This window comes from Pseudomonas sp. GM_Psu_1 (assembly GCF_026544185.1).
GTDB classification, from domain to species: Bacteria; Pseudomonadota; Gammaproteobacteria; order Pseudomonadales; family Pseudomonadaceae; genus Chryseomonas; species Chryseomonas oryzihabitans.
Genome location: NZ_JALNUX010000008.1, coordinates 67,657 through 78,866, shown reverse-complemented (window position 1 = coordinate 78,866; position 11,210 = coordinate 67,657). Strand labels below are relative to the sequence as shown.

Below are 11,210 nucleotides of genomic sequence, written 5' to 3'. Positions count from 1 at the left end.
TCGGGCAACCGCGCGAATGCGCTCTCGCTATGGAGGCTATAGGCGCAACTGGCGAATCGCCTGATTCAGGGTTCCTGCGAGGGCGGCCAGTTCAGTGCTGGTGCTGGCCGACTCCTGCGTCAGCAGCATGGTCCTTTCCGTGACATCGCGGATGCCTACCACCGACCTGCTCATCTCTTCCGCCACCTGGGCCTGCTGTTCGGCGGCCACGGCGATCTGGGTGTTGCTGTCGCGCATCAGGGTCACGGCGGCGGTGATGTCGGCCAGGGCCTGCCCGGCAGCGCCGGCCTGGACCACGCAGTCATCGGCCTTGAGCGAACTCTCGCGCATGAATTCCACGGCATCGCGGGTGCCGGCCTGGAGGCCGTCGACCATGCGGGTGATCTCGTCGGTGGAACCCTGCACCCGCTTGGCCAGGTTGCGCACCTCGTCGGCGACCACGGCGAAGCCGCGGCCGGCCTCACCGGCGCGGGCCGCCTCGATGGCGGCGTTGAGCGCCAGCAGGTTGGTCTGCTCGGCGATACCGTGGATGACGTTGACCACGCTGGTGATGCGCTCGCTGTTTTCGGCCAGCTCCTGGATCATCACCGCGGTCTGCTGCACGCCCTGGGAGAGGTCGGCGATGGACTGGCTGACGCGCTCCACGGCCTGCTGGCCGGCGCCGGCCAGGCGGTCGGCTTCCTGGGACTGGTCACGGGTGCCGGCGGCGTGCTCGGCGATCTGCTGCACGGTGGCGCTCATCTCGTTGATGGCGGTGGCCGCCTGGTCGGTCTCGTGCTGCTGATCCTGCATGCCGCCCCGCACGCCCTGCATGCCGCTGGCCAGGCGTCCGGCGCCTTCGTCCAGGCGCGCGGCGCTGGCGGCCACGGTACCGACGACGCGGGTGTAGCTGTCCTGCATGGCGTTGAAGGCCTGGGTCATCTGCCCGACCTCGTCGTGCCCGCGCACCTCGACCCGGGCGGTGAGGTCGCCGTCGCGCTCCACCCGCAGCATGGTGTCCTTGAGGCGTTGCAGATTGCCGAGGATGAAGCGGATCAGCAGCTGCGAGGCCACCAGCAGCACCAGCATCAGCACGCCCACGGCCAGGGCGTATTCTGGCGCCCGGGCCAGGAAGATGTCGGTAAAGGTCGGGGCGCTCAGGCTGGCAGCCGCCTCACCCACGACGGCCTTGACCGCCTTGAGCTGCTCGGCGCGGCCGGAGACCTCCAATTGCATGGCGAACAGCACCAGCAGGAGGCTGGTGACGAAGGCAACGGCGTTGACCGCCCAGAATTTGTACTTGAGGGAAATATCGCGCAGCCAGGCAAACATAGGGGGCATCCAGTCGGCGGGGCCGCACAGCCTGGCAGGCCGGCGCGACCCGGATCTTGACTGGCGTCAACGCCCTGCGAGAAGACGTCTGACGCCGTGGAATAAGCCCAAAGGTTAACGGCTTGCACGGGTCTGACTTTAGCGAAACGGCAACCCTGCCTAGTCGAATTCCTCGATCCGCTCTGGCACGGCGATCTCCGGCAGCCCGAAGAAGGCGCGGGCGGTGGCACTGGTGTGCAGGGCGGTCTGCTCGGGCGTTTCGTTGCGCAGGCGCGCCACGGTGCGCAGGATCTCCGGCAGGAACGCCGGTTCGTTGTGGCCATGGCGCGGCTTGGGTCTGAGGGTGCGCGGCAGCAGGTAGGGGGCATCGGTTTCCAGCATCAGCCGACCGACCGGGATCTGCCCGACCAGCTCGTGCAGGTGCAGGCCGCGGCGCTCGTCGCAGATCCAGCCGGTAATGCCCAGGTGCAGGTCGAGATCCAGGTAGCCATAGAGCGCCTTGCGTTCGCCGGTGAAGCAGTGCACCACGGCGGCCGGCAGGTGGTCGCGATAGTCGCGCAGGATCGCCAGCATGCGCTCGCTGGCGTCGCGCTCGTGGAGAAACACCGGGCGGCGCAATTCGGCGGCCAGGGCCAGCTGTTCCTCGAAGCAGCGCTCCTGCTGCGGCCGCGGGGTGAAGTCGCGATTGAAGTCCAGGCCGCATTCGCCCAGGGCCCGTACCTTGGGCTGGCTGGCCAGGTCGCGCAGGGTCCTGGCGGCGGCCGCGTTCCAGGTCGAGGCTTCGTGGGGATGGACGCCCGCGGTGCTGAACAGCGCCTCGCCCGCATCCAGGCGCAGGCAGAGATTGAGGGCGTTCTCACTGTCTTCGAGGGTGGTGCCGGTCAGCACCAGTTGCATCACACCGGCGGCCTGGGCCCGCTCGATCACCGCGTCCACCTGCTTGAGCAGACTGGGGTGGGTGAGGTTGACGCCGATGTCGATCAATTGCATGGTGCGGACCTTCCACAGATTTTGTCCCTTCATTCTATCCGTAGTCCGGGTGCTATCGGCGCTGTCCCGGCCAGGTCAGGAGTCCTGGATGCCGTTTCGATTCACCCTGGTCCTTGTTGGCTGCCTGCTCGCCTGCTCCGCCCAGGCACGGCTCGGTGCCCTGCCACCCGAAGCACCACGCCATGTCGCGGCGCGTGACCTGACCGCCATCGAGCGGGCCGGCGAGTTGCGCGTCCTGGTCAACCAGAGTCGGCACAGCTCCGGCGAATGGAACGGCCAGGCGCTCGGCATCGAGTATCGGCGCCTGCAGGCCTTCGCCCGCTACCTGCAGCACCAGCCCGGGGGCCGGCCGCTGCGCCTGGTCTTCGTGCCCAAGGCCAAGGACGACCTCCTGGCGGCGCTGCAGCGCGGCGAGGGCGATCTGGTGGCGCCCGGCGAAACCCTGCTACCGCCGCCGCATTCGGCGCTGATCGCCGCGTCGGTGGCGGCGCCCACCAGTCTGGTGGTGGTGGGTGGGCGCGGCCAGCGCCTGCCCCGCCATCTGGAGCAATTGGCCGGGCGGCGGGTGGTGCTGCCCCAGGGCAGCGCGGCCGGTCCGGCCCTGGCCCGGCTCAACGCCCAGCTGGAGAAGCGCAGGCTGCGGCCGGTGCAGGTCGAGTGGGCCGATCCGACCCTGGCGGTGGAAGACGTCCTGGAGCTGACCCAGGCCGGCATCTATCCGCTCAGCGTCGTCGAGTCCGGGCTGGCCCATCGCTGGGCGCGGGTGCTGCCGCGCCTGCGGGTGGCCGATCGGCTGGTGGTGGCCCATGACCAGGCGCAGCTCTGGTATCTGCGCGCCCCGGCGCACCAGCTCGCCGAGCGGATCCGGACCTTCGCCCGGCAACCCCAGGCGCGCGACGACGACCAGGCCTTTCGCCAGGCCTATGCGCGCCGCTACCAGGTGCGCGATCCACTGCAGGCCCATGACCGCAAGCGCCTGGCCCAGGTGCGGCCGCTGCTGCAGCGCTACGCCAAGGCCTACGACTTCGACTGGCTGACCCTGGCCGCCATGGCCTACAAGGAATCCGGCCTCGATCCCCATGCCCGCGGTGCCGGCCGCGCCGCGGGACTGCTGCAGATCACCCCGCGGGCGGCGCGTAGCGTCGGGGTGCGCAACCTGCATTCCGCCGAGGACAACGTCAAGGCGGCCACCCGCTATCTGGCGCGCCTGCGCCGCGAATTCTTCTCCAGTCCGCGGCTCGCCGAGCGCGAGCGCCGCGCCTTTACCCTGGCGGCCTACAACCTTGGCCCGGAGCGCGTCCAGGCGCTCCGGGCCAAGGCGCGCAAGCAGGGGCTGGACGGCGATCGCTGGTTCTTCCAGGTCGAGCGCATCGCTGCCGAGGAGGTGGGTGTCGGGGTGGTCAACTACGTGGCCAGCGTCAACAAGTACCGGGTGGCCTTCAGTCGCGAACGGGCCCGGCTGGAAGCGCCGGCCGTGGCGGCGACTGGGGCCAGGGAGAACGGTCGCGGGGACGGTTGAAGCCCGCTTGACAGGGCGGTCGAGCCCTCCCTAGGATGATCCCGCGCCGATTTAAACAGCAACTTGCGGGGCGCTCCCAAATACCGCTAAAGCGCTGGACGGAACAGGCCTCGTACTACCGCCCAGCTGGATCTACGAGGCGGAATTTCGTCCATGCTACCGCTCCCGCTACGCCTGACTCCCCTGACCCAGGGCAAACTCGCCAGTCATCCCGCCATCCTCCTCGGCGGTCCCGACCAGCCCACCCTGTTGCGTTACCTCGAAGGCTGGCCCAAGCGCTGGCCGCACAGCCGCACCCTGCAGATCCGCTTCGCCGACCGGGCCGAACAGCTGCGCGCCTTCGGCGACGACAGCTTCGATTTCGCCGTGGTGCAGTCGCCGGGCCAGGCCGGTCTCGAACCCCTGGTGCGGGAACTGACCCGCGTGGCGCGGCAGGGCGTGATCACCCGTCGCCGCTAGCCGTCATTCCTCGGGATAGGCGATCTCGACGATGTACCAGCGCTGTTCGCCGGCCGGCGTCTGCAGGCGGACCTCGGCGTCCAGCGCCTTGCCGACCAGCGCCCGCGCCAGGGGCGAGTCGATGCTGATGAGATTCTGCCGGAGGTCGAGTTCGTCCGGGCCGACGATGCGATAGCGCTTTTCCGCGCCCTCGTCGTCTTCCAGGGTGACCCAGGCGCCGAAATAGACCTTGGTCGGATCGGCCGGTCGTTCGCGGATCACCTTGAGATTCTCCAGCCGCTTGCGCAGGAAGCGCACCCGGCTGTCGATCTCCCGCAGCATCTTCTTGCCGTAGATGTACTCGGCGTTTTCCGAACGATCGCCCAGCGCGGCCGCCTCGCTCACCGCCTGGGTGACCTGGGGCCGGCGCACGTTCCACAGTTCGTGCAGTTCGGCGCGCAACCGGGCTTCGCCGGCGGCGGTGATCAGGGGCGTGCCGGCGGTGCGCGGCGGACGGTAACGACTCATGGATCAGCTTTCTCTCAGGATCAGTAACGGACTGGCGGTGAGGGCCCGCCGCGTGCCCAGCAGGCCCGCCGCGCCGACCAGCAGGGCGCCCAGCACCGGCAACAGCAGCAGCCAGGGATGGGGTTGCCAGTCCAGGTCGAAGGCCAGCCGGTAGAGCAGGGCGCTGACGATCTCGCAACCGAGCGCCGCGAGCAAGCCACTGGCGCCGCCGAGCAGGATGAATTCGGTGCGCCGCGCCCGTTGCAGCAACTCGCGCCGGGCACCCAGGGCACGCAGCAGGGCGCCCTGGCGGATGCGTTCGTCGAGGGTCGCCTGCAGGCCGGCCAGCAGCACGGCGATGCCGGCGGCCAGCACGAACAGCAGCACGAACTCCACCGCCACGCTGACCTGGCGCAGGATGCTGCGCAGCTGATCGAGCAGGGCGTCGATGGGCAACAGGGTCACCGCCGGGAATTGCCGGGCCAGGGCCAGCAATTCGCGATCGTGCCCGGGCGGCAGGTAGAAGCTGCCCAGGTAGGTGAAGGGCACGTCCTGCAGGGCGCCCGGGGCGAAGATCACGAAGAAGTTCGGCTGGAAGTTGTCCCAGCTGACCTGCCGCAGGCTGGTGACTCGCGCCTCGATCTGGCGATCGCCGATGACGAAGCCCAGGGTGTCGCCCAGGCCGACGCCGAGGCTGCGCGCCAGCTCGCTTTCCAGGGACACCCCGGGCAGGTCGCCGGCGGGCAGCGCGTCCCACCACTGACCGCCTTCCAGGCGGTTGCCGTCCGGCAACCCAGCCGACCAGGTCAGGTTGAGATCGCGCCGGGTGGCACGGCCACCGCGGGAGTCGTCTTCCAGGCCTTCCTGGGCCGGATGCCCCTTCACGCTGACCAGGCGGCCCTGCACGATGGGATAGAGCGGACTGGCGTGGGGCGAGAGACCGGCCACCGCCGCGGCGAAGGCCTGGCGCTCGTCCGGCAGCACATTGAGGGCGAAGTGGTTGGGCGCCTCGGCCGGCAGTTGCGCCTGCCAGCGTTCCAGCAGCTCGCCCCGCAGCAGCACCACCAGACTCATGGCCAGCAGGATCAGGCCGAAGGCCAGGGTCTGGCCCACCGCCGCCAGGGGATGCCGGAGCAGCTGACCCAGACCCAGCCGCCAGGCCAGGGGCGCACCCTGCATGGCCCGGCGCAGGCCACGCAGGGCCAGGTAGAGCAGACTGCCGAACAGCAGTCCCGCGACCAGGCCACCCACCAGCAGCGCCAGGGTCAGGCGCAGATCCAGCGACAGGCGCCACATGATCAGCCCGAGGGCGAGCAGGGCGCAGCCATAGACCAGCCAGGTGCGCAGGGGGACGGGCTGCAGATCGCTGCGCAACACCCGCAGCGGCGGGACCCGCCCCAGGGCGGCCAGCGGCGGCAGGGCGAAGCCGACCAAGGCGACCAGGCCGGTGCCCATGCCGGCCAGCGCCGGGCCAATCCCGACCGCCGGCAGGCGCGCTGGCAGGAGGCCATGCAGCAGCTCGAACAGCACCAGCTGCGCCAGCCAGCCGAGCAGGGCGCCGAGCAGACTCGCCGCCAGCCCCAGCAACCCCAGTTGCAGGCCATAGAGCACCAGGGCGTCGCGGCGGGTCAGACCCAGGCAGCGCAGCAGGGCGCTGGCGTCGAAGCGCCGCGCGGCGAAGCGATTGGCCGACAGCGCCACGGCCACGCCGGCCAGCACCACCGCCACCAGGCTGGCCAGCCCCAGATAGCGCTGGGCACGTTCCAGGGCATTGCCCAGCTGGCGATTGCCATCGCCCGGGCCTTCGAAGCGCTGGTTGGCGGCCAGGGCCGGGGTGAGCGCCTGGCGATAGGCGGCCAGAGCCTGGGGCTCGCCGCGCCAGAGTTCGCGATAGCGCACCCGACTGCCGGGCTGGATGACGCCGGTGGCGGCCACGTCGTCGAGATTGATCAGCACCCGCGGCGTCAGGCTGTAGAAGTCACCCGCCCGATCCGGTTCGTAGGTGAGCACCCGGGTGATGGTAAGGGCCTTGCGCCCGATGTCCAGGCGATCACCAACCTTGGCGTCCAGGGCCAGCAGCAGGCGCGGCTCGACCCAGGCCTCCCCGGGCGCCGGAGCGCCGCCCGGCTGGTCGGGCGCGTCCGGCGCCGCCGCGCTGCGCACCTCGCCGCGCAGGGGAAAGTTGGCCTGGACCGCCTTGACGCTGGCCAGCTGCAGGGCCTCGGCACCTGCGGCCATGGTGCTGAAATTGAGCGAGCGGCTGTGTTCGAGGCCCCGCTGCAGGCCGGCGTCCACCTGTTCCGGACGTGGCGGTTCGCTGCCCAGCAGCACCAGGTCGGCGGCGAGGAATTCGCTGGCGCGATTTTCCATGCCCGCGCCCAGGCGGGCGGTGAAGTAGCCGATGGCGACGCTGGCGGCCACGGCCACCACCAGCGCCAGGCAGAGCATGCGGATCTCGCCGGCGCGGAGCTCTCTCAGACTCTGGCGCCAGGCCAGGCCGAACAGCCGGGCGAAGGGCAGACCGGTACGCCTCATGCCGCGACCTGCCGGCCGCCTTCCAGGCGCAGTTGGCGGGCGCAGCGCGCGGCCAGGCGCTCGTCATGGGTCACCAGTACCAGCGTCGTGCCGCGCTCACGATTGAGTTCGAACAGCAGATCGCTGATATGGGCACCGGTACGGCTGTCGAGGTTGCCGGTGGGTTCGTCGGCGAAGAGGATGCTCGGGCGCGGCGCGAAGGCGCGCGCCAGGGCGACCCGCTGCTGCTCGCCGCCGGAGAGCTGCCGGGGATAGTGGCGCAGTCGTTCGCCCAGGCCGACCCGTTCCAGCAGGGCCACCGCCTGGTCGCGGGCCTGGCGCACGCCCTCCAGTTCCAGCGGCAGCATGACGTTCTCCAGCGCCGTGAGGCTGTCCAGCAGCTGGAAGGACTGGAACACGAAGCCCACCCGTTCGGCGCGCAGGCGGGCACGGGCGTCTTCGTCGAGGGTATCCAGGCGCTGACCGGCAAGATGGACCTCGCCGCCGCTGGGCAGGTCGAGACCGGCCAAGAGGCCGAGCAGGGTGGACTTGCCGGAACCCGAGCTGCCGACGATGGCCAAACTGTCGCCGGCCTGCAGTTGCAGATCCAGCGCCTGGAGGATCGGCAGCGCGCCTTCCGCGCCCGTGACGACCTTGCTAAGGTCGCGTGCCAGCAGTATGACTTCGCTCATGAGGTATCCGATGCCGTATTCGAAGGGCCCGCATGCGGGCGGCTGTGGCGAGTTAGAGTCAAAAAAGCGGGCGAAGTCCAGCGCGCCTTTGCGGCAAGGCATTGCCTGGCTGCTGGCGCTGCTCTGCCTGACCCTCACGCCCCTGGCCATGGCGCGCACCCTGCTGGTGGTGGGCGACAGCATCAGCGCCGGCTACGGCCTCGCCGAAGGGCAGGGCTGGGTACGCCTGCTGGAGCAGCGCCTGCAGGCGCAGCGGCTCGACTACCAGGTGGTGAATGCCTCCATCAGCGGCGACACCACCGCCGGCGGCCTGGCGCGCCTGCCACGGCTGCTGGCTGAGCATCGACCCGACGTGGTGGCCATCGAGCTGGGCGGCAACGACGGCCTGCGCGGCCAGCCGCTGGCGCAGTTCGAGCGCAACCTCACCGCCCTGGTGGAACAGGCCAAGGCCCGAGGCGCGCGCGTCCTGCTGCTGGGCATGCGCCTGCCGCCCAACTACGGACCGCGCTATACCGATGGCTTCGCCCAGGTCTACACGGACGTGGCCAAGGCCCAGCAGGTGGCCCTGGTGCCCTTCCTGCTGGAAGGGGTAGGCGGCGATCCGGCCTATATGCAGCCGGATGGCATCCACCCCCAGGCCAATGCCCAGCAGCGCCTGCTGGACAACGCCTGGCCCCAGTTGCAGCCGCTGCTGCGCGACTGAACGCCGGACTTTTCCCCGACGGGGCTTTCCGCTAAGGTTGCGCGCCCCGCCGGTCCGGCCAATCGACCGCCCGGCGGAACCGCCCCTGGAGTATCCCGATGTCCCGCCTTTCCCGGTCCATGCACGGCTATCAGCTGATCCAGCCCGATGCCCAGCTCGACCTGTTCGCCTGCCGCGAGGGCCGAGTCCATATCGTCGCCCGGCAGCTGGAGCTGGGCTCGCCGACCGACCGGACGCTGTGCGGTACCCTACTGCCGGCGCGTCCCCGCCTGCATCCGCTGAATCGCCGGGCGCTCGGCCTCAAGACCCTCTGTCCGGCCTGCATGCAGCGGCTGCAAGGCGCCAAACGGGGCTTGCCGAATCCGTTACAGGTCTTTTGAGGCCCTGCCGGACGCCGATCGAGGCGTGTACAATTCGCGCCGTCACCTTTTTGCTCCTTGCAAGGATTCATCCCATGCCCGCGCGCGTTTCGACCCTGGTCGGTTCCCTCTCGCTGTTTGGTCTGTTGAGCGCGGGTACGGCGCAGGCACTGGAGTTGCCGCTGCCGCCACCCGGTGAAGACGTGGTCGGCGAGGTTCAGGTCATCAAGGCCGCCTACGAAGACACCTTTGCCGATCTCGGCCAGAAGTACGATCTGGGCTACACCGAGATGGTGGCCGCCAACCCGGGCGTCGATGCCTGGCTGCCGGGTGCCGGCACCGAGATCGTGCTGCCCACGCGCTTCATCCTGCCGCCCGGCCCGCGCGAAGGCATCGTCATCAACATCGCCGAATACCGCATGTACTACTACCCCAAGGGTGGTCACACGGTGTTCACCTACCCGCTGGGCATCGGCCGCGAAGGCTGGGGTTCGCCCATCGGCGTGACCAAGGTGGTGGACAAGATCAAGGATCCGTCCTGGTATCCGCCGGAGTCGGTACGCGCCGAGCACGCCGCCGAAGGCGATCCGCTGCCCAAGGTGGTGCCGCCCGGTCCGGACAATCCCCTGGGGCCCTACAAGATTCGCCTGACCCTGCCGGGCTATCTCATCCACGGCTCGGACAAGAAATTCGGCATCGGCATGCAGGTCAGCCATGGCTGCTTCCGCATGTACAACTTCAACGTGACCGAACTGGTCGGCATGCTGCCCGTGGGCACGCCGGTGCGCATCATCGACGAGCCCTACAAGTTCGGCGTGAGCCAGGGCAAGCTCTACCTGGAAGCCCACCAGCCGGTGACCGTGAAGGGCGATCCGACCGAGATCGACCGTCAGGCCGCGGTGGTCAATGCGCTGATCAAGCGTGACGACCTGCTGCAGGCCAATAGCGCGGTGAACTGGAACACGGTGCGTGACGTGGTCCAGGGCCAGGACGGCCTGCCAGTGGAAATCGCCGACCTGCCGGCCGGGATGACGCCGGGTGCGGTGGCCAAGGCGCCTGCCAAGACCCTGTGATCGCGACCGGCCGAGCGCGCTCGGCCGGCCAGACAAACAAAAAGCCCGCCATCTGAGATGGCGGGCTTTTTGTTTGCTCCGGGAAAGGCGACTGTTGCCACTCGCCTTTCCAGCCGAGGCGCTTACTTGCGGCTGGCTTTTTCCAGCATACGCAGGGCGCGCTCGTTGGCTTCGTCAGCGGTCTGCTGAGCTTTCTGAGCGGCGGCCAGGGCCTCGTCAGCGTGACGGTAGGCTTCGTCAGCACGAGCCTGAGCACGGGCAGCGGCGTCTTCGGTAGCGGTCAGGCGAGCTTCGCTTTCCTTGTTAGCGGTGCTGCAACCAGTGGCCAGAGCAGCGGCCAGAGCCAGGGCGGCGAATTTCAGAGCGTTGTTCATCGTAAACCCCTTGAGGTAGACATCCTGTTTTAAGATCAATTTCCCAGGTGGAAAATTGCGGCTACATACTACTCATTACCGGTCGTAAGTAAACTGAGCGAACCCGTTGAAGAAGGATTTTTTGCGGAAAATCCTTCTCGGCTCCCCGTGTTCGTCCCGGAATCCCTGCGCACCCGGTATCAGCAACTGCTTGGATGGCTGAAAGTCGCGAACGTTTCAAAACGTTAGAGGATGAGCGGAAGTTGTCAAGCGCTGAGCCGCGCCTGCTCCCGCGCAAGCGGCCCTGATATAGTGTGTCTTCTCGGTGCGACGGCTGGTCAGAACCTGCTTCTTCCGGAGGGGTCTGACGCGCTGTGGCTCAGTCCCGCACAGGAAGGGTGCGTTCTCGTCTTCGGGTATCATCGATAACAATGGATAAGGCGGAGCCAAACCGCCAAGGAGTAGTCATGAACGAGTCCCTGCACGTGGAACACGATGAGGCCAATCATCAATTCCACCTTTCTGTCGACGGCCAGCGCGCCTATCTCGCCTACATGGATCTGGGCAAGCAGACCATGGATTTCTATCGCACCTTCGTCCCCGATGCCCTGCGTGGGCGCGGCCTGGCAGCGCGGCTGACTGAGTACGCGCTGAACTACGCCGAGAGCCGCGGCTACAGCGTCATTCCCTCCTGCTCCTATGTGGAGCACTACCTGGAACGTCGTGGCCAGGTGACGCCGCTGGCCTGAAT

The 11,210-nt window shown here is 68.6% G+C and carries 12 protein-coding genes; 6 read left to right on the top strand and 6 right to left on the bottom strand.

What is annotated here, in order from left to right; translation table 11 throughout:
• Window positions 1–36: 36 nt before the first annotated feature.
• Window positions 37–1,311, bottom strand: coding sequence for a methyl-accepting chemotaxis protein (locus OXS31_RS15130; protein WP_267400035.1), 1,275 nt, complete (start codon window positions 1,309–1,311; stop codon window positions 37–39).
• Between the two features lie 159 nt (window positions 1,312–1,470).
• Window positions 1,471–2,301, bottom strand: a complete 831-nt coding sequence (locus OXS31_RS15125) for a TatD family hydrolase (protein ID WP_027601574.1) — start codon at window positions 2,299–2,301, stop codon at window positions 1,471–1,473.
• A gap of 88 nt (window positions 2,302–2,389) precedes the next feature.
• On the opposite strand from OXS31_RS15125, the gene OXS31_RS15120 reads away from it, so the two are divergent.
• Both OXS31_RS15120 and OXS31_RS15115 read left to right on the top strand, forming a co-directional pair.
• Window positions 2,390–3,820 carry a transglycosylase SLT domain-containing protein gene (locus tag OXS31_RS15120; RefSeq protein ID WP_267400031.1) on the top strand — a complete coding sequence of 477 codons (1,431 nt, stop codon included), beginning with the start codon at window positions 2,390–2,392 and terminating at the stop codon, window positions 3,818–3,820.
• A 153-nt stretch (window positions 3,821–3,973) separates the two neighbouring features.
• On the top strand, window positions 3,974–4,279 hold the full coding sequence (locus tag OXS31_RS15115; protein WP_027599007.1) for a hypothetical protein: 306 nt from the start codon (window positions 3,974–3,976) through the stop codon (window positions 4,277–4,279).
• A 3-nt stretch (window positions 4,280–4,282) separates the two neighbouring features.
• Here OXS31_RS15115 and greB read toward each other — a convergent pair whose 3' ends face one another.
• From greB to OXS31_RS15100, 3 genes are read right to left on the bottom strand one after another with little or no spacing between them, the layout of a single operon-like run.
• Window positions 4,283–4,786 (bottom strand): transcription elongation factor GreB, encoded by a 504-nt coding sequence (gene greB, locus OXS31_RS15110; protein ID WP_027599006.1) that lies wholly within the window; start codon window positions 4,784–4,786, stop codon window positions 4,283–4,285.
• Window positions 4,787–4,789: 3 nt separating this feature from the next.
• The gene (locus OXS31_RS15105; protein WP_267400027.1) at window positions 4,790–7,300 is read right to left on the bottom strand and encodes an FtsX-like permease family protein; all 2,511 of its coding nucleotides are present in this window, start codon (window positions 7,298–7,300) and stop codon (window positions 4,790–4,792) included.
• Entirely contained in the window at window positions 7,297–7,971 is a 675-nt protein-coding gene (locus tag OXS31_RS15100) for an ABC transporter ATP-binding protein (RefSeq protein ID WP_108582317.1), read from the bottom strand. The genes OXS31_RS15105 and OXS31_RS15100 overlap by 4 nt, the downstream gene beginning before the upstream one ends.
• A gap of 148 nt (window positions 7,972–8,119) precedes the next feature.
• Between OXS31_RS15100 and OXS31_RS15095 the strand changes: the two genes are divergently transcribed.
• The 3 genes from OXS31_RS15095 to OXS31_RS15085 all read left to right on the top strand — a co-directional run bounded on the left by OXS31_RS15095 (window position 8,120) and on the right by OXS31_RS15085 (window position 10,106).
• Window positions 8,120–8,674, top strand: coding sequence for an arylesterase (locus tag OXS31_RS15095; protein WP_219860342.1), 555 nt, complete (start codon window positions 8,120–8,122; stop codon window positions 8,672–8,674).
• A gap of 98 nt (window positions 8,675–8,772) precedes the next feature.
• Complete coding sequence (locus OXS31_RS15090) at window positions 8,773–9,054, top strand: hypothetical protein (RefSeq protein WP_007160562.1); 282 nt, start codon at window positions 8,773–8,775, stop codon at window positions 9,052–9,054.
• Window positions 9,055–9,128: 74 nt separating this feature from the next.
• Complete coding sequence (locus OXS31_RS15085; RefSeq protein ID WP_027599003.1) at window positions 9,129–10,106, top strand: L,D-transpeptidase family protein; 978 nt, start codon at window positions 9,129–9,131, stop codon at window positions 10,104–10,106.
• Between the two features lie 122 nt (window positions 10,107–10,228).
• Here OXS31_RS15085 and OXS31_RS15080 read toward each other — a convergent pair whose 3' ends face one another.
• Entirely contained in the window at window positions 10,229–10,480 is a 252-nt protein-coding gene (locus OXS31_RS15080) for an Lpp/OprI family alanine-zipper lipoprotein (protein WP_007160560.1), read from the bottom strand.
• A 446-nt stretch (window positions 10,481–10,926) separates the two neighbouring features.
• On the opposite strand from OXS31_RS15080, the gene OXS31_RS15075 reads away from it, so the two are divergent.
• The gene (locus tag OXS31_RS15075; RefSeq protein WP_007160559.1) at window positions 10,927–11,208 is read left to right on the top strand and encodes a GNAT family N-acetyltransferase; all 282 of its coding nucleotides are present in this window, start codon (window positions 10,927–10,929) and stop codon (window positions 11,206–11,208) included.
• Window positions 11,209–11,210: the final 2 nt, after the last annotated feature.